Source organism: Roseburia zhanii (assembly GCF_014287635.1).
Taxonomy (GTDB): Bacteria; Bacillota; Clostridia; order Lachnospirales; family Lachnospiraceae; genus Roseburia_B; species Roseburia_B zhanii.
The window spans coordinates 254339-279864 of record NZ_JACOPH010000003.1 but is presented as its reverse complement, the minus strand read 5'-3'; the positions used below and the strand labels follow the sequence as shown (position 1 = coordinate 279864).

Annotated in this window: 20 protein-coding genes; 6 read left to right on the top strand and 14 right to left on the bottom strand. The window is 37.5% G+C overall.

What is annotated here, in order from left to right:
- Positions 1 to 88: 88 nt before the first annotated feature.
- Genes H8S17_RS06235 through H8S17_RS06220 form a run of 4 tightly spaced genes read right to left on the bottom strand, consistent with a single transcriptional unit; the run spans position 89 to position 5328 of the window.
- The gene (locus tag H8S17_RS06235; RefSeq protein WP_186866636.1) at positions 89 to 1993 is read right to left on the bottom strand and encodes an ABC-F family ATP-binding cassette domain-containing protein; all 1905 of its coding nucleotides are present in this window, start codon (positions 1991 to 1993) and stop codon (positions 89 to 91) included.
- 3 nt (positions 1994 to 1996) lie between these two features.
- Entirely contained in the window at positions 1997 to 3205 is a 1209-nt protein-coding gene (locus tag H8S17_RS06230; RefSeq protein ID WP_186866635.1) for an NADP-dependent isocitrate dehydrogenase, read from the bottom strand.
- Positions 3206 to 3234: 29 nt separating this feature from the next.
- Positions 3235 to 3927 carry a GntR family transcriptional regulator gene (locus H8S17_RS06225; RefSeq protein WP_186866634.1) on the bottom strand — a complete coding sequence of 231 codons (693 nt, stop codon included), beginning with the start codon at positions 3925 to 3927 and terminating at the stop codon, positions 3235 to 3237.
- 18 nt (positions 3928 to 3945) lie between these two features.
- Positions 3946 to 5328: a 2-isopropylmalate synthase gene (locus tag H8S17_RS06220; protein WP_178051317.1), complete on the bottom strand. Its 1383-nt coding sequence runs from the start codon at positions 5326 to 5328 to the stop codon at positions 3946 to 3948.
- Positions 5329 to 5501: 173 nt separating this feature from the next.
- Between H8S17_RS06220 and H8S17_RS06215 the strand changes: the two genes are divergently transcribed.
- The gene (locus H8S17_RS06215) at positions 5502 to 5705 is read left to right on the top strand and encodes a chorion class high-cysteine HCB protein 13 (RefSeq protein WP_178051316.1); all 204 of its coding nucleotides are present in this window, start codon (positions 5502 to 5504) and stop codon (positions 5703 to 5705) included.
- A 98-nt stretch (positions 5706 to 5803) separates the two neighbouring features.
- On the opposite strand, the gene H8S17_RS06210 is transcribed toward H8S17_RS06215, so the two are convergent.
- Positions 5804 to 6019, bottom strand: a complete 216-nt coding sequence (locus H8S17_RS06210) for a hypothetical protein (protein ID WP_178051313.1) — start codon at positions 6017 to 6019, stop codon at positions 5804 to 5806.
- Between the two features lie 36 nt (positions 6020 to 6055).
- Between H8S17_RS06210 and H8S17_RS06205 the strand changes: the two genes are divergently transcribed.
- Positions 6056 to 6406, top strand: coding sequence for a hypothetical protein (locus H8S17_RS06205; RefSeq protein ID WP_178051315.1), 351 nt, complete (start codon positions 6056 to 6058; stop codon positions 6404 to 6406).
- Positions 6407 to 6426: 20 nt separating this feature from the next.
- Positions 6427 to 6711 carry a hypothetical protein gene (locus H8S17_RS06200; RefSeq protein ID WP_178051314.1) on the top strand — a complete coding sequence of 95 codons (285 nt, stop codon included), beginning with the start codon at positions 6427 to 6429 and terminating at the stop codon, positions 6709 to 6711.
- 62 nt (positions 6712 to 6773) lie between these two features.
- Here H8S17_RS06200 and H8S17_RS06195 read toward each other — a convergent pair whose 3' ends face one another.
- From H8S17_RS06195 to H8S17_RS06185, 3 genes are all read right to left on the bottom strand, one after another.
- A complete protein-coding gene (locus H8S17_RS06195; RefSeq protein ID WP_186866633.1) occupies positions 6774 to 7634 on the bottom strand; it encodes a hypothetical protein in 861 nt (286 codons plus the stop codon).
- A gap of 228 nt (positions 7635 to 7862) precedes the next feature.
- A complete protein-coding gene (locus H8S17_RS06190) occupies positions 7863 to 9350 on the bottom strand; it encodes a leucine-rich repeat domain-containing protein (protein ID WP_186866632.1) in 1488 nt (495 codons plus the stop codon).
- Positions 9351 to 9452: 102 nt separating this feature from the next.
- Positions 9453 to 13046 (bottom strand): RICIN domain-containing protein, encoded by a 3594-nt coding sequence (locus H8S17_RS06185; protein WP_186866631.1) that lies wholly within the window; start codon positions 13044 to 13046, stop codon positions 9453 to 9455.
- A gap of 218 nt (positions 13047 to 13264) precedes the next feature.
- Between H8S17_RS06185 and H8S17_RS06180 the strand changes: the two genes are divergently transcribed.
- Positions 13265 to 13519: a helix-turn-helix domain-containing protein gene (locus H8S17_RS06180; protein WP_186866630.1), complete on the top strand. Its 255-nt coding sequence runs from the start codon at positions 13265 to 13267 to the stop codon at positions 13517 to 13519.
- A gap of 84 nt (positions 13520 to 13603) precedes the next feature.
- Here H8S17_RS06180 and leuS read toward each other — a convergent pair whose 3' ends face one another.
- The 3 genes from leuS to H8S17_RS06165 all read right to left on the bottom strand — a co-directional run bounded on the left by leuS (position 13604) and on the right by H8S17_RS06165 (position 19928).
- Complete coding sequence (gene leuS, locus H8S17_RS06175; RefSeq protein ID WP_186866629.1) at positions 13604 to 16015, bottom strand: leucine--tRNA ligase; 2412 nt, start codon at positions 16013 to 16015, stop codon at positions 13604 to 13606.
- Between the two features lie 311 nt (positions 16016 to 16326).
- Complete coding sequence (locus H8S17_RS06170) at positions 16327 to 17664, bottom strand: InlB B-repeat-containing protein (RefSeq protein ID WP_186866628.1); 1338 nt, start codon at positions 17662 to 17664, stop codon at positions 16327 to 16329.
- Between the two features lie 176 nt (positions 17665 to 17840).
- On the bottom strand, positions 17841 to 19928 hold the full coding sequence (locus tag H8S17_RS06165; RefSeq protein ID WP_186866627.1) for an elongation factor G: 2088 nt from the start codon (positions 19926 to 19928) through the stop codon (positions 17841 to 17843).
- Positions 19929 to 20271: 343 nt separating this feature from the next.
- Between H8S17_RS06165 and H8S17_RS06160 the strand changes: the two genes are divergently transcribed.
- Both H8S17_RS06160 and aroA read left to right on the top strand, forming a co-directional pair.
- The gene (locus H8S17_RS06160; protein WP_178052513.1) at positions 20272 to 21369 is read left to right on the top strand and encodes a prephenate dehydrogenase; all 1098 of its coding nucleotides are present in this window, start codon (positions 20272 to 20274) and stop codon (positions 21367 to 21369) included.
- 23 nt (positions 21370 to 21392) lie between these two features.
- Positions 21393 to 22673, top strand: coding sequence for a 3-phosphoshikimate 1-carboxyvinyltransferase (gene aroA / locus H8S17_RS06155; RefSeq protein WP_186866626.1), 1281 nt, complete (start codon positions 21393 to 21395; stop codon positions 22671 to 22673).
- Here aroA and queA read toward each other — a convergent pair whose 3' ends face one another.
- The 3 genes from queA to H8S17_RS06140 all read right to left on the bottom strand — a co-directional run bounded on the left by queA (position 22674) and on the right by H8S17_RS06140 (position 25473).
- Complete coding sequence (queA, locus tag H8S17_RS06150; RefSeq protein ID WP_178052515.1) at positions 22674 to 23705, bottom strand: tRNA preQ1(34) S-adenosylmethionine ribosyltransferase-isomerase QueA; 1032 nt, start codon at positions 23703 to 23705, stop codon at positions 22674 to 22676.
- A 21-nt stretch (positions 23706 to 23726) separates the two neighbouring features.
- Positions 23727 to 24524: a hypothetical protein gene (locus H8S17_RS06145; RefSeq protein WP_186866625.1), complete on the bottom strand. Its 798-nt coding sequence runs from the start codon at positions 24522 to 24524 to the stop codon at positions 23727 to 23729.
- Between the two features lie 133 nt (positions 24525 to 24657).
- Positions 24658 to 25473 (bottom strand): hypothetical protein, encoded by an 816-nt coding sequence (locus tag H8S17_RS06140; RefSeq protein ID WP_186866624.1) that lies wholly within the window; start codon positions 25471 to 25473, stop codon positions 24658 to 24660.
- Between the last annotated feature and the right edge of the window lie 53 nt (positions 25474 to 25526).

Genomic DNA, 25526 nt, shown 5'->3' with positions numbered 1-25526 from the left:
TTTCTTTATCCAACTCAAAATCCTCCCAACGTAGTACACCTGATGAATATTATAGTGAATCAGATAAAATCTGTCAATGAAAACGCCATTACGCTAATGTTTCCCACAATTCGTATAATGCTTCTAATGCCTCTGTAACTTTTACAAGTTCTCCATGGATCTCTGAAAGTTTTGCGGAATTAACAGCATTTTCAGGTTTGTTCAATTCTTCATTCAGACGTTCTATTTCTGCTTCTTTTTCGGCAATTTCATCTTCCGTACGTTTCAACTGTGCAGCTTTTTTACGTGCTTTCGCCTGTTCCTCTTTCTGCTGTTTCCAATCGAGTTTTCCGGCATCACTTTTTTCTTCTGTTACAGCTTCTGCAACCGCCGGAACATTCTGCATCTGAACATCATGTTTTTCTAAATAATAATCATAATTACCGATATAATTTACAATTGTTTCATTGGTCAGATCAAGGATTCTTGTTGCCGTCTTATTGATAAAATAACGGTCATGCGATACAAACAGTACAGTTCCGGTATATTGATTTAATGCTGATTCTAAAATCTCTTTTGAAATAATATCCAAATGGTTCGTCGGCTCATCTAAGATCAGGAAGTTCGCCTCTGATAACATCAGTTTTGCAAGGGAAACCCTGCCTTTTTCACCACCGCTGATGTCAGCGATCCGTTTGAATACATCTTCATCTGTAAATAAAAAGGCGGCTAAAATATTACGCACCTGCGTATTAGTCAGATTCGGATATGCATCAGAAATCTCCTCAAATAACGTCTTTTCTTCGTGAAGCACCTGATGTTCCTGATCGTAATAACCGATATGTACATTCGTACCAAGGGTGATCTTTCCGTTGTCAAACGGGATCATTTCATTGATGATCTTTAACATTGTTGTTTTTCCGGTACCATTATCACCGATCAGTGCGACACGTTCGCCGCGTTTGATCTCGAAAGAAATATCAGAAAACAGATGGTTGCTGCCAAATGACTTCGACAGTCCTTCTACCATCAGAACATCGTTTCCGCTGACAATATTCGGCTCTAACTTGATCTTCATATCTGCGTGTTCTTCCATCGGTTTATCTAACCGTTCAATCTTATCTAACATCTTTTCACGGCTTTCCGCACGTTTGATCGATTTTTCCCGATTAAAAGATTTTAATTTGGTAATGACTTCTTCCTGATGCTTGATCTCACGCTGCTGGTTATACCATGCTTTGAGCTGTGCATCGCGAATTGCAGCTTTTTTGACAGAATAATCTGAATAATTACCTAAATATACATGGGCTTGGTGATTCTCTAACTCAATGACCTTCGTTACGATCTTATCTAAAAAGTAACGGTCATGGCTGACGATCAAAACTGCCCCTTTATAATTGGATAAAAATGTTTCTAACCATGCGATCGAGGACATATCTAAGTGGTTGGTCGGTTCGTCTAAGATCAAAAGGTCTGGCTTTGTCACTAATAATTTACCTAAAAATACCCTTGTTTTCTGACCGCCGGAAAGTTCAGATATCTGGCGGTCAAAGTCTTCTTCTAAAAAACCGAGTCCACGAATGATTCCTGTGACTTCACTCCGATAAGCATAACCATCACGCAGTTCAAAATCATGGTGCAGTCTGTTATAACGGTTTAAAAGCTGCTCTAGTGCCTCACCCTGCAAAGTGGGCATCTGATCTTCCATTTCCCGAAGCTGTGTTTCCATTTCGATAATATCTGCTTTTGCAGACAATACTTCTTCTAAAATGGTATGTTCGCCTGACACGTCCTGATACTGTGCAAGGTATCCGATGGATGTATTTTTCGCAAGCGTAGTTTCTCCGGTGTCGGGAGTCAATGTCTGCATAATGATCTTAAGCAGCGTAGACTTTCCGGCACCGTTGATGCCTACGATTGCAGCCTTTTCATGTTCTTCTATATGAAACGATACATTTTTTAAGATTTCGTCTGTTCCAAATGCTTTTGAAATATTCTGACAGGCTAAAATCATAGATTATAAACTCTCCTCTAATGTCTTACGGATTGCCTGAATAAATTCCTGACTATTTAATACAGTAGGATTCTCTAAAGTTGTGATCAGTGCTAAGTCTTTTGTCATCTTACCATCTTCAATCGTCTTGATGCAGGCAGCCTCTAATTTATCTGCGAAGCTCATCAGTGCTTCGTTGTTATCTAACTCTCCACGCTTTCTAAGTGCACCAGTCCATGCAAAGATTGTTGCAACAGAGTTTGTAGAAGTTTCTTCTCCTTTTAAGTGCTTGTAATAATGTCTTTGTACAGTTCCATGTGCGGCTTCGTATTCATAATATCCCTGCGGAGAAACCAGTACAGATGTCATCATGGCCAAAGAACCAAATGCGGAAGAAACCATGTCACTCATCACATCACCATCATAGTTCTTACAAGCCCAGATATAACCGCCTTCTGATTTCATAACTCGTGCTACAGCGTCATCAATTAAGGTGTAGAAATATGTAATGCCTGCTTTTTCAAAGGCATCTTTGTATTCTGCGTCAAAAATCTCCTGAAAGATATCTTTGAATGTATGGTCATATTTTTTAGAAATTGTATCTTTTGTTGCAAACCAGAGATCCTGTTTTACATCTAATGCATATTTGAAACAGCTTCTTGCAAAACTTTCAATGGAATTGCAGAGATTATGCTGTCCCTGTACAACACCTGCACCTGTGAAGTTGTGGATCACTTCTCTTGTTTCACTACCATCTTCTGCTGTATAAACTAATTCCACTTTACCAGCTTTTGGAATCTTCATCTCGGTTGCTTTGTAAACATCACCATAAGCATGTCTTGCAATCGTGATCGGTTTTTTCCAGTTGCGGACACACGGCTCGATTCCTTTTACAATGATTGGAGCACGGAATACTGTTCCATCAAGCATTGCACGGATTGTTCCATTCGGGCTTTTCCACATTTCTTTCAGGTTATATTCGGTCATTCTCGCTGCATTTGGAGTGATCGTAGCACATTTTACTGCAACGCCGTATTTTTTGGTTGCATTTGCGGAATCAACGGTAACCTGATCATCTGTTTCATTTCTGTGTTCTAAGCCTAGATCATAGTACTCTGTCTTTAAATCAACAAATGGCAGCAGCAATTCCTCTTTAATCATTGACCATAAGATTCTTGTCATTTCATCTCCGTCCATTTCAACGAGTGGTGTTGTCATTTGAATTTTGTTCATATCTGTTGTCCTCCTGTGGATTATAAATTTTACAGCAGATTCTTAAGTCCTACATTGTCCATATTATGTATCGTATTCATAATATGCTCATTTGCAAGTTTTTCTGCTTTTTTGTCATCTCTGTTCCGTAGGGCTTCTACGATTTTCTTATGTTCCTCAATGGATTCTTTGGCACGCTTGGCATCGCCTAAAGTGACCTTTCTTACACGTTCCACATAATGATGGAAATCCGATAATACATGATCTAACATCTTGCTGTTCGATGCGTTGTACAAAATATCGTGAAATTTATTATCTAATTCGAGCACCTGCTCAAAATGCTTTTTTTGCAGATGAAATTCTGAAAGAAATATATTCTCGTCTAGTTCATCTAACTGTTCGGCTGTGATATGAGATGTTGCCCATTTTGCACAAAGTCCTTCCAATAAAGAACGTATCTCGTAAATATCCTGAATATCTTTTTCAGATATTCCTACGACTGAGGCTCCTTTATTGGGAATGATCGTCACTAATCCTTCTAATTCAAGCTGCCGTAAGGCTTCTCTGACCGGTGTCCTGCTGACACCTAATTCATCTGCAATGGCTTTTTCCCGTAATTCTTCATCTTGCAGATATTTTCCTGACAGGATATCTTCCCTGATGCGGTGAAATACTCTGCCGCTTAGAGAATAACTTCCTGTATTTGAAACAGAGGACTGTTTCTTTTCATTTTCGTCCCCCACAATGAACCCTCCTTATAGTTATAATACAATTCCAAGTTTTTTACAACAATCAGTTATCTCTACGACAAGTTCATTATCGGTTAAGACAGTCACACGGCCTTCTTCGTACTGCTTGTCTACCCATACTTTTACCATTTTGACTAATTCAGAGTTTTTATCTACCCATCTGTCTTTGTCTAAATGATAATAAGTATTGATCCAATGTGCGATACCTGCTAAACCGGATGTATTCGATACAGATACCAATGGTGGACGGTTTAAAAATTTTCCGGTATCAAAAATATTGTAGATCTCCTCGTTTTTCAAAAGTCCGTCTGCATGGATACCTGCACGCGTTACATTGAAGTTGCTGCCGACAAACGGAGTTCTGCTCGGCTGTGTATAGCCTAATTCTTTTTCAAAGTATTCTGATAATTCTGTAATGACAGTCGTGTCCATACCGTCTAAAGTACCTTTTAACTGTGCATATTCAAATACCATGGCTTCAAGAGGTGTATTTCCGGTACGTTCTCCGATACCAAATAAAGAACAGTTGACACCACTTGCACCATATAACCATGCGGTTGTTGAGTTATTGACAGCCTTATAAAAATCATTATGTCCATGCCATTCAATCAGTTCGGACGGTACACCTGCATGTGTGGTCAGACCATAAATGATACCCGGTACACTTCTAGGAATCACTGCACCCGGAAAATTCACGCCATATCCCATCGTATCGCAGGCACGCACTTTGATCGGTATCTTATATTCTTCCATCAATTTCATCAGTTCCACGCAGAATGGGATCACAAATCCGTAAATATCGGATCTTGTAATGTCCTCTAAATGACATCTGGGACTGATACCTGTTTCTAAGCAGTCACGTATAACGCTTAAATACAGATTCATAACTTCCCTTCTTGTCATTTTCATTTTATAAAAAATATGATAATCAGAACAGCTTACTAAGATTCCTGTTTCACGAAGTCCGATATCTTTTACTAACTGGAAGTCCTGTTTGCTGGCTCTTATCCAGCTTGTAACCTCTGGAAATTTATATCCACGCTCTAAGCATTTGTAAACAGCATCTCTGTCTTTTTTGCTGTATAGGAAAAATTCACTCTGTTTGATCTTCCCCTTCGGGCCGCCTAATTTGTGCAGATAATCATAGATCGTTACAATCTGATCTGTTGTATAAGGTGCTCTCGACTGCTGTCCATCACGAAAAGTCGTATCGGTGATCCAGATATCTTCCGGCATATTATGCGGTACGATCCTGTCATTGAATGCAATCTTAGGAATTTCATCATAAGGAAACAGATTGTGAAAGACATTTGGCTCTTTGACATCTGCCAACTGATAGAAATGCTCCTCTAACTGTAATAGATTCGTTTTTTTGTTCATTACAACTTCTCTCATTGTTCACTCACCCTTACGTCATATTTTTTGTATACAATTATACATTTTGTCCTTGTGTATGATTGTATACAATCGTACATTATATGTCAATAGTTTTTTATTTGTCCTCTGGAAACACTTACAAGCCATCTACATATTATGAAGTGTAATCAATAATAAATGGAGGATTTACAATGAGTGATTTAGCAGCAACAAACTGTGGATGTGGTAATGAGGGAGGATGCAGCTCTATTCTCTGGATCATCATTCTGTTGTGCTTATGCAACGGTAATGGCAACGGCTTTGGCGGCAATGGATGCGGATGTGGCGACAACAACTGTATCTGGATCATTCTGTTACTTCTCTGCTGCGGTGGATGTGGAAACAACTTTTGCTAATCAGCGGTACTAGGAAGTGGGAAGGAGTCTATCGGATTCCTTCCCACTTTTCTGCATCGATATAGGACAACCATCGAGATTATCCTATATCGAAAAAACTAGAACCTGCGTTTTTGCCGATTACTATCCGGCTGATCTGTAGTTTTGGTATGCTGCAGCCGCTTCTGTTTCAATTCTTCTTTATGCTTTTCCTGCAAACATTCTTCATCTAATTCGTAAACATTTTCTCCGTCTATGACCAGACGTCCCATAAAATACACCTCTTTTTCATCAGTATATGCATATGGCTTCTTCCCATTTCTGTCATAGAACATGACTTCATTTCATATTCTAATAAAAAAAGGATTTCTATGGAACAGGAAGAATTAGAATATACTCCTACCACATTTGATATTGAAACCCAGTCAAAAAACCTCCAGATCTTAAAAACATTCATTCCATATATGGAAGGTGGAAATCAGAAAAATTTTGCTGTACTTGTAAAATTTATGGAACTAAGGAATGTCATTACCATCTTTAATCAGGAACCCTCGTCTTTAAGCATGTGCTCCTATGATGATTCATCTGAAAAAGCCTTTCATCTGCTCAATGATATTAAAAAATTCTGCACTCCGGCAGAACAGGATTCCATTGATATGATGATGACCGCATTCCAGATGTTTTCCTCTTATGACACGATGTTTCATGCAACAACAGAATAATAGAAAGGATTTTATCAGTCATGGATTTTGATTTTATGAAAAATAATGAGAATTTCAAAGATATTTCACCGGAAAAATTAAATTTCCTCATGCAGTTTGCCGCACAAAATAAATCAAACAATGCAAAAGAAATGTCTAATATGATCATGGGTGCTGTCAGTGCTGCCAAACAGGAAGGTATCCAGTTTTCTCCAACGGAAACCGATCTGATCATTGAAGTTTTAAAGCAGAATATGACTCCGGCAGAACAACAGAAAGCGGATCAGATTCTGATGCTGATGCGGAATTTTAAGAAACGGGGATAATTATTAAAGACGTGGCTGTACACTCTGTGAATCAAAGAGTTGCAGCCACGTCTTTTTGTGCCTTAACCAACGAGAACAACGTCTTTAAAAATATTGGTTTTTCCAGCTTTGATCCAGCCGGTCTTTTTGCCGTATTTGAATTGTAGATAATAAGTGTTTTTGACGGTTTTGATCTTCTGCAGTTTAACAGAAGTTCCCTGTTTTATTGTAAATGCTTTTTTGGTTATGCCCGCTTTTTTATAAAAGGTTATGTTCTTATTGGCAACAAAGTTTCCTTTATGCCATTTACGGAATATTTTTGCGGTATTATTCTTTAATACAAATTTTCCATTTTTATAGTTGTACTCATATACCCATTTGATATATCCTGTTGCAAGCATCTGCCCCATATAAGTTACTTTTAATGTGTCATTTGATACTTTTACGGTAGAATATACATGGCAGGTTCCTTTTTTGTAATTAACGGTATCTAAGATGAGAACCTGCTCTAATTTTTTCGTGTTTTCATTATAGTGATAAATCGCATCTACAGTAGGATCTCCATTATCAGAAGCATCTACAATATACATGAATATTTCTTTTGCAGATAATTTTAAACAACTAACTCTGACAACATAACCTAAAGATTTTAAAGTCAGTGCATTTTCTCCATTGATACGAATGTTAAATGTATCTATGATATCATTTTCACCATAGGTTATCTGAAAATCCACTTCTTCTGTTTGTTCATCGCCTGTCAGATCTGCATAAACTGTCTTTGACATGGTTTTGTTTGAATCAAACAAACTTATTTTGTTTTTGGTGGTTGTTGCTGCATATGTATTTGTCGTGCAAATTTTGTGATTTCCTATGGGTATGCCTGTTACCACTAAAAAACATATGAGCATCAATGCTGCTATTTTTTGAGTCCTTTTACAAAACATTTTTCAATCTCCTTCCGTTTGCAGTTATTTGTTTTATTGTACCATATAATGATTATAAATACATAGCTGTTCACGAAACAAGATGTGCAGAAAAATTAAATGATATTTTGTATCATATATGCACAGGAATCATTACTAATAGAAAAACAGATGAATTACCGGTTTGATGCTGGTATTCATGGGAGTATTCCAAAGTGGCTGCATCTGAACTGTATTCTTTATTATATTTTATTTCTTGATAATTTTTACATTTTTGTTCTGCCCTTTATTTCTTAATAATTTTTTTACTTTAACAGATGTAACGCTAATTCTAGCATTTGGTTTAATTCCTTTAAATGCATTTTTCCCTACTATTTTTAACTTCTTTGATTTGATATTAATATTTTTTAACTTACCACAGCCTCTAAATGCTTCTTTTCCAATGGTCTTTACACTTGGACCAACTGTTATTGATGACAAATTCTTACAGTTTTTAAATGCAGAAGAATCTATTTTTGATACTTGAGCTGGAATTGAAATTTTTGTAAGATTAGCACAATTAAAAAATGTTTTACTACTAATAACCGTCACATCATTTCCCATCTTAACAGTTCTTAATTTTTTACAACCACTAAAAGCTTCCTTCCCTATTATTTTTACATTTGCCCCAATTGTAGCTTTTGTAATCTGTTTATTATTTTTAAACGCACACGGTGCTACACTTATCACTTTATATGTAATCCCATTAATCGTTACTGTTTTCGGAATCACTATTTCATATGTATTTTTATTTGTTAACGCAATATATTCCACAGTGGCATTTTCTGTATCAGAAAATGTCACTTTATAAGTTGCCTTACTTTTTTCATCAGTAAGAATTGTATTCTCTGCTGGCACTTCTTTGGTTACCATATTAACTGTATATCGAATATCAGCACCTAAACTCGTGCTTAATTCAATATAGTATATACCTGCGTCAAAAGTTCTATTTTCATTAGCTACATAAACTCCTCTTATTTTATCATAAGTAAAATTCAAATCTTTTGGTACAATAATATCCTTTCCATTTATATCAAATATTCTAACATTTAATGCCGCAGAATTATATGGAACCCAACCTGTTGATGTAATATTAATACTTAAACAGGATTTTTTTGAAACCTGAACCTGATAATTATCTGCTGATATTGACTCTGCATTTACAGTTCCACTATATGTTTCACCCATTTCATAATCATTCGCATCTATTCCTGTTACTATAGAAGAATCTACAGCAGTTTGATCTGTTGATTTTTTTTCGGATATTTCCATATTCATATTATATTTAATATCAGCACCTAATCCAGTTCCTAGTTCAATATAATATGTTCCTGCGTTTACTACTCTATATTGACTTGATTTAAAGATTCCCTGAATTTTATCGTAAGTAAAATAAAAATCAGCAGGCTTAATGATTACCTTTCCACTCGAATTAAAAAGCGTAACATTTAATGCTGCTAAATTACATGAAACATCGCCTGTTGATGTTACATTTATAATTAAATGAGATTTTTTCGCAATTTGAATCTTATAATAATTTGTCGACACCTTTTCTGCATTTATAATTCCACTATATACTTTCCCATTCTCATAATTAATAGCTTCATCTGTCATAGCTGCATTCACTGTATTTATACCCCAAAATACTATTGAACTTATAACAAATATAAATATTATTTTCTGTATATTTTTCATCATAAAATTCTTTCCCCTTTTTTGGTATAGTGTCCTTGACCAAAATTCCATATAGATAATTGCGAAACAAGTTCGCAATTATCTATATTTAAATTTATATTGTACTTATTTTATTCTAAATGTAATAATTTTTGTTGCTTGTCTACATTCTCCATTTGCGGTTTCTGCCGCAGTTATTGTGATCTTGTAAATTCCTTTTTTACAGCCTTTTCTTAAAGTGACAATTCCTTTTTTTGAAACAGAAATGTATTTAGAAGATCCCTTTGTCACTTCATAGGTTAATGTACCTTTCGCTTTGGCTTTTAAGTTATATACAAATTTTTTCTTTTTTAATGCAGAAGCTTTTTTGACAACTGTTTTTCTAAATTTGGAATCTACTACGATTCTCTGCTGCTTACTACTTAATTTTGCAATCTCCTCACCATCGGAAAGTTTCTCTCCACAGTCTTTACAATAAGTATCTCCTGTATAACCGGTAGTTTGTAAAGTTGCTTTTTTTGCATTTTTTATTACTGTTTCACCAGTGTGAGCCGTTTTGTCAATGGGTATGTCGGTTACTTCCATTTCATCACTGTATTCATTAGAAACTGCTGTATAAAGAGTCGTTCCTTCTGTACTACAGGTAGGTTCTTCTATGATTTCTGCAATTACTTGAGCATCGCATTTTATCACATGGTTTTTATTTGTTTTACATGTATATACTGCTTTGGCACTCTTTCCATCTACTGACCACTCAAATGATGGCTCCATATACTGATGATCGGTTTTATCAATTGTTTTTCCTGTTTCTATCTTAGTTCCACATTCTTTACAATAAATATCTCCGGTATAACCTGTTTCACTGCAAGTTGCTTCTTTTTGATTTCTTATTTCTGTTTTTGAATGACCGTTTGCAGGAATGGTTTCTGTTTTTGTTGTACCACATATCGTACACGCAGATTGTTTTTTACCTTCATTTGTACAGGTTGCAGGTTGTGTGATTGTACCGGTATTCCATGTGTGACCTTTTGCTGCAATAATTGTGCCGGCTTCAATCAATTCACCACAGCTTAAGCAATAGGTATCACCTGTATAACCATTTTCTGTACATGTTGCAGTTTTCACATTTCTCAATTCAACTGCTCCTTCATGGTTATTCTTATCAATATCGATATCTTCCACATCTTTCCTGTTGACCCGTTTTATATCACCGTCTATATGAGTTGCAAAATATCTGGTTTTTCCTTTGGTGATGCAGGTAGGCTCTTTTTTAACTACAGAAGTCACAACCGTATCATACTCTTTTCTGTGTGAACTATCTGCACTACAAATATATTTGATTTTGCATTTTTTCCAATTATCATACCAAATAAAATAGCGTCTGGAATAATCATGCGGAAGCTTTTCTATTACTTTTCCGCTTTCTAGTTTTGTTCCACAATCCTTACAATAGATATCACCTGTATAACCCGTTTCACCACAGGTTGCTGTCACACTGTTTCTTACTTCTTTATTTACATGACCGGTTTTCGGAATGGTTTTTGTATAGCTGCTTCCGCAAGAACATTTATAAATAATACTTCCAGTACTACTACAGGTTGCATTCTTTGTAACTGTTTCTGTATAACTATGTATATGGTTTTCTAAAACTGTTATTTTGTAGGAAGTCGATTTTATAATGTCACCTTCCATATAAGCAACGACTATCTCACTATCCCCTGCTTTACTGGTATCTAAACTCACTTCATAATCTGTAATTTCTTTCCGTGTATTATTTCCATACACAGCCATGACCTGCATTCCGGTTGTAGACAATTTTTCGCCTACATAATAAGTGATCTTATTTGGTGCTTTTGTAATTACAATGTCCATCAACATATTTTCGGCTGGAAATTCAGTGATCAGACCAACAATATATTGCTGGATCAATTCGACATCTTCTTTGGTGATCTTTCCATCTCCATTTACATCTGCACGTTTTTTATCATCATCAGATAAGGTGATCGTACCATTTGTTGCTTTCATTACAGTTGATAAATCTACAGAAGTTACTTTTCCATCATAATTCAAGTCACCTAAATAAGAAGATGATACTGTTGTATCTTCTGTCTTACCTGAGTTTGTTGTAGAAACTAATTTCCACTTTTGTGCATTTGTTCCGTTTGCATTAAACAACTGAATATTCGTTTCATCTGAGGTATAGCCTCCATATAGGTCTAAACATCTACCACTGCTGCTATTATAAATATTGTAATAACCGTCACCTGCATCGACAAATATCCATTTTTGACTATTGATAGCATTATTGATAGTAGCCTGTATAACATTAGCCCCATTATCTTTACTGTCTGTGGCTAAACATTTTCCTGAATGAGCGGCTATGATCTGGTATCGTCCATCACCGCAGTTTTTTAATTGAAATTTCTGGTTATCTCTACCATGAAGAGTTGATAATTGTACATTGACACCATCTTCAGTATATGCACCATATATATCGATTGCAGAATTATTCGTAGCATAAGGTTTTATATAATAGGTGTCTTCTGGAATATCATTGATACCATTGCTAGGTTTTACATATACAGGATTTGAGTATAAGCAGATATTATTTCCATCTCCTACATTGATTGCATAAACACTGATCTGATGTTCCCCAACGGTACTGACAGGAAATTCACCACTAAATCCATGGGAAGAATCAACCTGCGGATATAATGAGGTGATCTTACTATTCACATTATTTGATGTAAGTCCTTTCACTGGAGAACCATCTAAATAAACATGTATTTCTAATTTTGCATCCAGATTATCGTAATCAAATGCCCAGCCGCTTAATTCAATCTTGGAATATCCACCGGTTAGTGTGCTTACTCCACCTATTGGATTATGATTGTCGAATGTCACATTATAATGATTGGAATAATCTAATCCTGATGAATCTAAAAATTTTACAGAAATTACATGCGAACCATTTTTAAATTTTGTTGTATCTAACGAATATGAAAATCTTCCGTCTGCCGGGGTTACGGTTGCAATGTTTCCATAATCAACATATATTCTTACCGATTTATTAGAAGAAGCACCTGTGAAAGTACCGGCGATCGTATAACCTGTGCCGGAAACGGTATCGTTGTTTTTGAGTGTATCTACAGTGAAGGATGTTGGCTGTGAATAAGCTGGTCGCATAAAAAATCTAGTTATTCTACCGCTCTTTAAAGTATGATTTCCATCATTGTACACACCATTTACTAAAGATACTTTTCCATTGTAATTTTCTTCGATAGATTGTTGGCTATTTAACATGATTCCCACATGACACCAATGTGTTGGACATACTGAACAATAATAAAAAACCAAATCACCTTTCTGTGGATTTGTTACACGTTCTCCACCTGCCGTCTCAATTTTCTTATATAATGTTTCGCAAAAACCATCAAATGGTATTATATTACTCAGACCTGCTATTTTAGCACAATCACTTACAAAATCTGCACACCAAGGTTCATCATATCCAAATTGACCTTTAGTTCGTCCAATCTGAGCCTGTGCTACTGATAACAAATTATCAATTTGTCCATTATTTAAAGAATATCCTGAATTAAAATTTCCGCTTTTAGATTGGCTTGCCTTGATATTTGTAGTAGATGGAAGCAAAAAGATAATGCTCATAATTATAACTATCCCTTTTAACATACAAGAAATTCTTCGTTTTCTTTTCATAAAAATTCTCCCTCCCGCCTTACAGCTAATCATATTATTGTGAAACCATGCAAATTTTCACTAAATAAGCATCTATTGTTTCACAGTGACATAGAATAATATTTCAAAATGACATCTAGTGAATGTCATCTTGTCTGAATTATAGCATACATTAGAAATATTGACAATTAGTAAATGTCATTTTTAATTATTATGCTACAATTTTATGGAGGAATTTCATGTATAAAAATAAATCTTCGAATGGAAAGAATAATTTATGCGGAGGGAAAATAAGTATCTTAAGGAAACAGCTGACACCTAAAGTATCGCAAAGAGCACTCGCTGATAAACTTCAATTAAAAGGAATCGATCTCGATAAGAATGCGATACAGCGGATAGAATGTGGAAAAAGATTTGTAACAGACATTGAATTAAAAGCACTGGCTCAAATTCTGAATACGACTGCTGACCAACTACTAAATGACGAACAATAACATTTACGTAAATATTAAAAAATAACGCAAATAGCAACTTCTGCCATTTGCGTTATTTTTATTATACTTTATTTCATAATAATCTTACTTCACAACAATATTCACAATCCGTCCCGGAACATAAATCTCACGTACAATATTTCCGGCAAGTTTATCTCCTAAAGCTGCTTTACCCTGTGCGATCGCATCGTCTTTTGCACAGTCTTTCGGCAGAGTAACGGTTGTCTTGGTCTTGCCATTGATCTGTACAGCAATTTCAATCTCGTCATCTTCCATTTCTTTTTCATCGTAAGATGGCCAGCCGCTTGCAAATACACTGTCTGTATGTCCTAATTCACTCCAGAGTTCTTCACTGATATGTGGAGCAAATGGAGCTAATAACTGTACATAAGTTTCTAAGGTTGCTTTGTCTACGCCGCCTTTTTTAGAAATATCGATCAGTTTGTTATTGTATTCCATGAAACCGGAAATAACCGTATTTAAACTGAAACTCTCTAATCTGGTAGTAATATCATACACAAGTTTGTGACGGATCTTTACTAACTCTTTCGTTTCTGCTACATTCTTATCTTTGTTATCCATGACAAGATTCCAGAATCTTGTGATAAAACGGTATACACCGTCAATTCCTCTGTCATCCCATTCAGAATCTAATTCTGGAGGTCCTACAAAGAGTTCGTATAATCTTAAGGAATCACAACCGTAATCTTTTACAAGGTCATCCGGTGATACAACATTTCCTTTGGATTTACTCATCTTGATACCATTTTTACCGGTGATCATACCCTGATTAAAGAGTTTAGTAAATGGTTCATCAAAATCTACAACTCCGATATCATATAAGAATTTGGTGTAGAATCTGGAATATAACAGATGCAGTACTGCATGTTCTACACCACCGATATACATATCTACCGGAAGATACTTGTCTGCTTTTTCACGGCTTACTAACTCTTTATCATTTTTATTATCGACATAACGTAAGAAATACCATGATGAACCAGCCCACTGTGGCATGGTGTTTGTTTCACGTTTTGCCGGTTTTCCACACTTCGGACAGGTTGTATTTACCCATTCTGTAATATCTGCTAACGGTGATTCTCCGGTTCCTGTCGGCTGATATGATTCTACATCCGGCAGTAATAACGGCAGTTCTTCTTCCGGTACGGCAACTGCACCACAGTCAGGACAATGTACGATTGGGATCGGTTCTCCCCAGTAACGCTGGCGTGAGAATACCCAGTCACGTAATTTATAATTTGTGGTCTTTTTACCAAAGCCCATTTTCTCAATCATTTCAGGAGCTTTTACTTTTAACTCAGAAGATTCCATACCATTCCAGTCACCGGAATTGATCATTGTACCGGCAGCTTCTGTATAAGCTTCTGTCATGTTTTCGATTTCTTTTCCATCTTTTGCAATGACCTGAATGATCGGAAGGTCAAATTTCTTTGCAAATTCAAAGTCACGGTCGTCATGTGCAGGTACACACATGATTGCTCCTGTACCATAATCTGCCAACACATAATCGGAAAGCCAGATTGGAACTTTTGCTCCATTTAATGGATTGATCGCATAACTTCCTGTAAATACACCTGTTTTTTCTTTATCCTGTAAACGGTCTACGGATGATTTTAAGGATGCTTTGTAAATATAATCTTCTACAGCTTCTCTTGTTTCATCGGTAGCTAAATCTTTTGCCATGGCATGTTCCGGTGCTAATACCATAAAGGTTGCTCCGTATAATGTGTCAGGACGGGTAGTATAAACAGTGATCGTGTCTTCTTTACCCTCTACTTTAAACTGAACTTCTGCACCATGGCTCTTACCGATCCAGTCAGTCTGCATCTTCTTAACTTTTTCAGGCCAGTCTAATTTGTCAAGATCAGCAAGTAATCTGTCTGCATACTTTGTGATCTTTAACATCCACTGTTTTAAGTTCTTCTTGGTAACATCTGCACCACAACGTTCGCATTTACCATTGACAACTTCTTCGTTTGCAAGACCTGTCTTACAGGACGGACACCAGTTGATCGGCATCTCTTTTTCATAAGCCAGTCCTTTTTTAAACATCTGTACGAAGATCCATTGTGTCCATTTATAGAAATTCGGATCGGTCGTATTTACTTCCATATCCCAGTCATAAATAGCTGCGATCTCCTGAATCTGTCTTTTGATATTTGCAATATTATCCGCAGTTGATTTTGCCGGATGTGTGCCCATCTTGATCGCATAGTTCTCTGCCGGAAGTCCAAAAGCATCCCAGCCCATCGGATGAATGACATAATATCCATGCATCAATTTGTAACGGCTCCAGACATCAGAAATAACATATCCTCTCCAATGACCTACATGAAGTCCATTGCCTGACGGATATGGAAACATATCCAGACAATAATATTTCTCTTTGCTGCCATCGTTTACGTTAATCGGATGTTCTTCCCAGATTTTACGCCATTTCTGCTCGATGGCTCTGTGATTATAAGGTGTTGCCATACTATTTCCTCCTAAGAAGATGATTTATTTATATAACAGTTTTAAAACAGTTACATAGGTTCTTCGTTACAGTTCACACAGCAGACAGACATTTACTGTCTGGCTGCGTAAGAAAGTGATTCAGGTGGTGATTTTTGCTTCGCAAAGCGAACTTTCATGCAAAAATCACGAGTTACTGCTCACGGAGTGAACAGTAACGATTCTTCCCTGTTTGCTCGCATAAATAAACCCAGCGGTACGCTTAAAACCCGCTGGGCTATTATACATACACTATAAAATTTTATCACATGGCTTCAATTTGTCAAGAAAACTTATTGAAATATCGACCTTTTTGATAAAGTAAGGATCTGTTCGATCGGTGAAATACTTCTTCCTTTGCCGTCTGTTCCTTCAAAATACTTTTCACCGGCTGACTCAAATAAAATATAGATTGCATCCCCTTCGATATCAATTTCTTCAGAACAAGGAGGCATCTCTACTTTTATCTTAGGCTGATTTGGCTTTTTATCAAGTTCCTGAATGGAATCGTATACTTTAATGTAAGAAGAATTCTGCCTGCCATAAGATGTACTTAAATATACTTTTCCATTGTCATCAAATGTCACTCCCTGTACTTTGTCAGGAATACGGTAAGTTTCTACCAGACGCAGACCATTTCTTGTGATCTGATAAGCTGCCATTCTGGAATTTAACATTTTCGTATGTGTTGCTACCCATATCTTACCATCGTAATAAGAAATGCATGACGGTGTATTTGATACCTGAAAAGATTCAAATAATGTCGAGCAGTCGATCACGCACTGTGGCTTATCAGCGGCTAATCTCTGTACAAAAACATAGGGAATACATTCTAACGTACTGTTATTGGAATGACAGACCCAGATGTTTTCACCATCAAATGTCAGTCCGCCTAAATGGCTCTTTTTCCTCATGCCAAGCGTTACTAAATAGATTCCCGTCTTGCGGTCGAAAATATGAATACAGCCAAGATTTCCACTGGCTTTGCTGCTATAGGAACTTACCAAGAGATAATCATCGGTCAGACAGATGCCCTGTGGACACTGGCTCGTATCGGTGATCCGGTTCTCTTTCATATCATTTTCCCTTGTAGATGGCATTCCCGGTATCGCAACTTCATTCATAAAACCATAACTGCAGTTTTTCAATTTCTTCTCGGAATGCCTTGATGCTGTCGTATTCTGATATGCATACATCTGAATACTGTAATCATCATCAATGCATCTTGTCCATTTTGCATATAATGCATGACCTTTGATCGTATCTTCATTCAATTCACTGACTTTATCCGAAAAATGGCTGTCTGCATACCAACCGGCAAAATTATATCCCTCACGCTCCGGTGTTTCTAATGCAGATGGAAGTTCATCATAACGATAAACAGATGAAACCTCCTCTGTAAAAGAGCCGCCATTCAAGTAATAGTCGATGTGAAATTCATTTAAAGATTCTAATTCCGGTTCATTTTCTTTTGTGATCTCTTCTGACAAACTGTTTAAAAACGTCTGCTCATTTTCAAGATAAACTTCATTTCTTAAGTATCCCGCTTTAGAAATGGAAGGATCCTGAATTACTAAAACTATTATCAACAGTACAGAAAAGCATTTCCTTTTTATATTTCTCAGTTTCATGTTGACGCTCCAATCTATAGACAATGACCTGATACTGAATAAAGGTGTGATTCTTTTCGTCCCTTTTACAAAAAGAACCATATGCTCCGTTCTATGTAATAGTTTGCTGCCTCTTAACTTTTTCTATACGTTACAGTTCAAAATATTTATGAACTGTAACGCTCCCTCTTTTTCATTTACTCTGCTGCATCTAATTTAGATGCTCTTGCCTCTATTTCACGTTCCTGTACATCAGATGGTGCCTGCTCATATCTTGCAAATTCATAGGAATATTCACCTGCACCACCTGTCATGGAACGAAGATCGGTATTATATCCAAACAGTTCCATGCTAGGAACATCTGCAATGATCTCCTGCTTGCCTCCATCGACTGGATTCATGCCGAGTACTCTGCCACGCCGTTTGTTCAGATCCCCCATGATATCTCCGGTATAGTTATCCGGTACAATGACCTTTAAGGATACGATCGGTTCTAATAAGACAGGTGATGCCTCTAAGAATCCTTTCTTAAATGCCTGTCTTGCGGCTGTTTTAAATGCCATTTCAGAAGAATCGACCGGATGATAAGAACCATCATATAAAACTGCTTTGACTCCGACAACCGGATAAGCAGCGAGTGGTCCTTTCTGTACTGCTTCTGCAATACCTTTTTCTACTGCCGGAAAATAATTCTTAGGAACTGCACCGCCGACAACAATCTGGTCAAATTCATATGCATGTTCTAAATCCCCAGATGGTTCAAATGTCATCTTGACATGACCATACTGACCATGACCACCGGACTGTTTCTTGTATTTATATTCTACATCTGATTTCTTACGGATTGTTTCACGGAATGCTACCTTTGGCTTGGAAAGCTCGATCTCTATCTTATATTTATTAAAGAGCTTGCTTACAACAACTTCTAAGTGCTGTTCTCCTAATCCATATAATAATGTCTGACCGTTTTCACTGTCATTGACATTCCTTAATGTAAGATCTTCTAAGGTCAGTTTCTGCAATGCCTGTGAGATCTTGTCTTCATCTCCTTTATTCTTTGCTTTATAACGCATATATGTATATGGTACCGGCATACTTGCACGGATATAAAGGATCGGATTCGCTTTTGTTGACAGGGAATCTGTGGTTGCGGTATTCGTAAGTTTTGCTAATGCCCCGATATCTCCTGCATGGAGTTCTTTGACTTCTTCCGGTTTATTGCCTCTTAAAACATATAATTTACCGATCTTTTCCTCGGTATCTTTATGGTGGTTATACAGTACATCATCTGTTTTTAACACACCGGAATTTACTTTTATCAAGGAATATTTACCGATGAACGGATCGACGATCGTCTTAAATACATAAGCTGACTTCGGTTTTGCAAAATCGTAATCTGCCTGATATACTTCGTTCGTCTTTGCGTTGATTCCTGCGCAGGTTCTCTTTTCCGGACTTGGAAGGTATTTCACAATATCAACTAAAAGTGTATACTGTCCTCTGGCTGACAGATTCGAACCCATCAGTACAGGAACGATGCTGCCGTCTGCTACATTGACACGGAGCGCCTGACGGATCTCATCTTCTGAAAATTCTTCTCCATTAAAATAGCGATCCATAAATTCTTCACTGGTTTCTGCAACGGCTTCCATCAAAGCTTCTCGGCAGATTCCTAAATTCTCTTTGGAATAGTCCGGTACTTCTGCTTTCTCAACAGTTCCATTATCCGTCCAGCGTTTTGCCCGCTGCTGTAAGACGTTGACATAGCCGACAAACTGTCCGTTTTCCCTGATCGGCAGATGGAATGGTGCAATCCGTTTTCCATATAATTCCTGCAGATCTTCCACTACCTGTCTGTAACTGGCTTCGTCGATATCCATATCTGTTACAAATACCATTCTCGGAAGTTTATATCTCTCACAGATATCCCATGCCTTCTTCGTGCCGACTTCAATTCCTGCCTTGCCCGATACAACGATGATAGCGGCATCTGCTGCGGATACTGCTTCTTCTACTTCACCTGCAAAATCAAAATATCCCGGTGTATCTAAAATATTGATCTTAGTATCTTCCCAGATGATCGGTATCACTGAGGTGTTGATGGAAAACAGACGGTTGATCTCCTCTTTGTCATAATCACTGATCGTATTACCGTCACTTACCTTTCCCAAGCGGCTCGTCATACCCGATAAATAAGCCATTGCTTCTACTAAGCTGGTCTTCCCGCATCCCCCATGTCCAAGAAGTACCACGTTGCGAATCTTGTCAGTTGTGTAAACATTCATAGCCAAATCCTCCAATCTAGTTCGTAACAGATCATTCTGTCTTTTCAATATGGTTATATTTTACTAAATTATAATACAAATTACAACTATTTTATTCAATTTGCACACACTTTATCAAACTTTTCTTGTACAACCCGTCTTAAAATTATATGTAATATATATACAATATATACATTTTGTACAATACAGCAATTTTTGTTCGCTATTAACTGGAACTATTTGCTTTATCGCTTTAAAGCGTTGACATTTTCAGGAAAAGAGGCTATGATTAAAAAAGTATGATATAATATGTGTACATTTTCTAAATGTAACGAGTACATATGACAAAACAGGAGGATTTTTCATGTCTATCAAACAACTTGGATTCATTGGTCTTGGACTGATCGGTGGTTCCATTGTAAAAACAACAAAACGTATTCATCCCGACATTAAAATGATTGCTTTATCCGGTCACGAATCGACGGTAAAACAGGCATATGATCAGGGATTGATTGAAAATGATACTAATGCCTGCATCGAAGATTTTGCAGACTGTGACTATATATTTCTCTGTACGCCGGTACAGCAGAACTTAGAATATATTGAAAAATTAAAAGGTGTTATGAAAGATTCCTGTATCCTTACAGATGTAGGAAGTGTCAAAGGGGATATCCATCAGGCAATCCGCAATATGGGCTTAGAATCCCATTTTATCGGTGGGCATCCGATGACCGGCTCTGAAAAAACAGGACTTTCAAATGCGACTGCTTATCTGCTTGAGAATGCATATTACATTATTACACCAACGACACAGACAGATCCGGCAGTGGTCAGTGAATTTAATGAGTTTATCGGTTCTCTTGGTGCGATCCCGCTTGTACTCGACTATGATTCGCACGATGCTGCAACGGCGGCGATCAGCCATCTTCCGCATGTGATCGCAGCTGCTCTTGTCAATTTTGTAAAAGATTCCGATGATCCCGATGAAACGATGAAAACGATCGCAGCCGGTGGATTTAAGGATATTACCAGAATTGCTTCTTCTTCTCCTGTGATGTGGGAAGAAATCTGTATGACAAATAAAGAAAAGATCTTACAGATGCTCGATGTGTATGAAAAACAGCTTTCAGATATCCGTTCTAAGATCACAGATGCAGATGCCTCCGGCATCCGGAACTTTTTCCAGTCGGCAAAAGATTACAGGGATTCCCTTGCAGTTGCACCGAAAGGTCCGATCAAGACTGTATTTGAACTCTATTGTGATCTGATCGATGAAGCTGGTGGAATCGCAACGATCGCAACGATCTTAGCAAGTAATAACTTGAGCATCAAGAATATCGGTATCATACACAACCGTGAATTTGAAGACGGTGTCCTGAAAATAGAAATGTACGATCAGCCTTCGTATGAACGCACGATCGTATTGCTCCGCAAATATCATTATACCGTATATGAACGTTAAAAACGACAGCAGAAAGGATTTTTATGGAATTAAAACACGCAAAACAGTTAAAGGGAACAATTTCGATTCCCGGTGATAAATCAATTTCGCACCGTGCGATCATGTTTGGTGCGATTTCTGAGGGAACAACGGAGATCACGAATTTTTTACAGGGTGCTGACTGTCTTTCGACGATCTCCTGTTTTCAGAAAATGGGAATTTCAATCGAGAATACAAATGACCATGTGATCGTACATGGCAAGGGACTGCATGGTCTGACCGCTCCGACGGAACTTTTAGATGTGGGAAACAGTGGAACGACTACCCGCCTGATCTCCGGTATTCTTGCCGGACAGTCTTTTTCTTCTACATTAAACGGAGATGCATCTATCCAGAAAAGACCGATGAAAAGAATCCTTGCTCCCCTATCTTCCATGGGAGCAGATGTAAAAAGCGTAAAAAGTAATGACTGTGCTCCTTTGAGTTTTTCACCGGCAAAATTACATGGGATATCTTATGAATCTCCGGTTGCTTCTGCACAGGTGAAATCCTGTATTTTGCTTGCCGGTCTGTACGCAGATGCTCCGACAAGTGTAACAGAACCTGTTTTATCCAGAAACCACACAGAACTGATGCTTTCTGCTTTTGGTGCGAAGATCACTTCTGAAAATACGACAGCTTCTATCCTGCCGGAACCAAAATTACATGGTCTGAGCATCGAAGTACCGGGAGATATTTCCTCTGCTGCATATTTTATTGCCGCAGGCTTATTAGTTCCTGATTCAGAAATCCTGATCAGAAATGTAGGGATCAATCCGACAAGGGACGGTATCTTAAAAGCTGCTTATGCAATGGGTGGACAGATTGAGAAACTAAATGAACGTACTGTTTCGGGAGAATTAGTCTGTGACCTGTTAGTCACTTACAGCCATTTGAAAGGAACGACGATCGGCGGAGAACTGATCCCGACTCTGATCGATGAGATCCCAATGATTGCTGTTGTGGCAGCTTTTGCAGAGGGAACGACCATTATCAAAGATGCTGCTGAATTAAAAGTCAAGGAATCGAACAGAATTGATACGGTAACAGAAAATTTAAAACGTATGGGAGCAGATGTCACACCTACCGAAGATGGTATGATCATCCATGGAAATCGTGACAGCCTGCACGAAGCGGATTTTGAAAGTTATTTAGACCATCGTATTGCAATGTCTTTTGCGGTGGCGGCTTTAGCCCTGCCGGAGAATTGTCATATGAAAGACACAGAATGTGTAAATATCTCCTATCCTACTTTTTACAAAGATTTAACCGGATTGATCGATTGATCAATCCGGTTTTATAAACATCGCATCTCCAAAACTGAAGAATCTGTATTTTTCTCTGACTGCTTCTTCATAAGCAGCTAACACATGTTCCCTTCCTGCCAATGCCGATACTAACATTACTAATGTGGATTCCGGCAGATGGAAGTTCGTGATCAATCCATCAATCACCTTAAACTGATAACCGGGATAGATAAAAATATCTGTCCAGCCACTTTTTTCTGTCAGATGTCCATGTTCGTCTGCTGCGGATTCTAGCGTTCTTGTACTGGTTGTACCAACTGAAATAATCCTGCCGCCATTTTCCTTGGTCTGATTGATCAGATCAGCAGCTTCTTTTGTGATCTGGAAAAATTCTGAATGCATATGATGCTTTAATACATCTGTTTCCTTGACAGGACGAAACGTTCCAAGCCCGACATGTAATGTCACTTCTGCAATAGATACGCCCATCTGGCGGATCTGCTCTAATAGTTCCGGTGTGAAATGCAGTCCTGCAGTTGGTGCTGCGGCAGAACCGTCATATTTGGCATATACTGTCTGGTAACGGTTCTTATCCTTTAACTGGTGCGTGATATAAGGCGGTAACGGCATCTGTCCTAGCTGATCTAAGATCTCCTCAAAGATCCCTTCATAGGAAAACTGTATCAGCCGGTTGCCTTCTTCTACGATATCCACTACTTCTCCGGTCAAAAGACCTTCTCCAAAGATGATCTTTGTTCCGATCTTTGCCTTTTTTCCCGGTTTTACTAAAGTTTCCCAGATATCATTTTCTTTTCGTTTGAGCAGTAAAATCTCTATTTTAGCTTCGGTGCCCTCTTTCACACCATATAACCTTGCCGGAATGACTTTTGTATTATTGATCACAAGACAGTCCCCCGGCTTTAAATATTCTGTAATATCCGAAAATCTGCGGTGTGTGATCTCACCGGATGTTTTTCCTAATACCATCAGTCTGGAACTCGAACGATCCTCTAACGGATCTTGTGCGATCAGTTCCTGTGGTAAATCATAATAAAAATCTTTTACATCCATTGTATTGTATATCTCCTATCTTTACTTCCATTTGAGTGTATAATAACCGGAAGTGAGTGTATCTGCTTTTTCAATCTTGACATAATAGATACCTTTTTCCATACCGAAGGTCTTGCCGGTCGATTTCTGGTACTGGCATATCGTCAGTTTCTTCTGTCCTGAAGTATAATAGACATTTCTTGTCCCAATACATTTAGAACCGGAATAAACGGAAAGTTTGTAACAGCCGTTTGTCTTAGCTTTATAATATAGCCGGATCTTCTGCTTTTTTGTCAGTGTCAGCTGATACCAGTCTGTATTCGAAACGCCGGCCGGCATCAGTCCGGTCTTTGCTTTATTTTTCTTTAAGGTCAATGCCGCTGACTGCAGGGCACCCGATTTATCGGTTATTTTTTTAAAACTTCTCGAAATCTTTACCGCATTTTCCGGCTTTACTCTCAGATAATAGGTCTGACCTTTTACCATTCCAAATGTAAATTGCTGCCAGTATGCATTGTTGCTGTAAGTGGTATTATAAAAGATATTTTTGGAAGATAATAAGGTTGCTTTTGTACTATTATAAAGTGCAAGATATCCCTTAGCATGATCACTTGATGAAGCTGCATCTGCTACAGTGATCGTTAAATAGCCGTCTGCCGGTGCTTTATACTGCATCCATGTGTAGCTTTTTGAGGAAGTATAACTTTCCGAATCAGATAAGATAATACTGCTGTTCTTGTTCAGATTTTTGTCTTTTGCAGATACCGTTTGCGGAAAGATGCACAAAAAGCAAAGTACAAGTAAAAATATATATTTCTGATATCTGTTCTTTCTCTGCATGTTCATAATTCCTTTGTAACTAGCTGGTACTTTACAGTTACATTCCTTTCTTTGATGATCTTCTGACTTAGTATAGCAGAAGATTGTCAGAAATGCAAAAAAAAGCTGCCACAGTGGGCAGCTTTTTAAATGTTTAATTCCATTTCAAAGTGTAGAAACCGGATGAATTTGCATTATAACGTGATACCTGTACATAGTAGGTAGTTCCTGCCTGTACTTTCATCTTTTTCTTTGTTTTAGCATTCACCACATACTGGGATGTTGTCTTTGAGCTTACATAACTTGGATTTACAGAACCGATATTTCTATTTCCCTGATATACGGTCATTTTAATTGCATAGTTTGTTTTTGCTGCATAAGAAATTTTAATATACTGATTTTTGGTTACTTTAAATTTATACCACTGTGAAGCTTTTGAACCAGCAGTAATGACACCTTTTACAGCTTTTCCTTTTTTGATGGTCTTAGCTTTTGATTTCTTTGCACCGCCTTTTGTGCTTACTTTTGTATATTTTGCAGTAATTGTTGTTCCAAGGATCGGAAGGACTCTTAAGTAATAAGTCTTACCCTTCTGCACACCATATACATTTGTCTTCATGTAAGCCTGATCATAACTTGTATCAAATTTATCCTGACTACTGATCTGCTTTTTGTTAGCATCAAATAATGTCCATGATCCATTTGTATAATTATCTAATGCAGATGCATTTGCTGCAGAAAAAGTGACATAACCTGTTGCAGCCGGTTTGAATTTGATCCATGCATAATCACTCGTTGCATAGTAACATTCTGTATCACTGATCGTGATTGTCTGTGTTCCGGAACCACCGATCGTATAATCAGCAGCATTTACATTTTCCGGCATGACTGTTAAAACTGATACTGCCATAACTGCTGCAAGCATCAGGCTTGCAATCCTTTTCATTAACCCACTACTCTCTTTTCTCATATCTTCTTGTTTTCCTTTCTGAATGAAATAATAATTATATGGCCAGAGGAAAC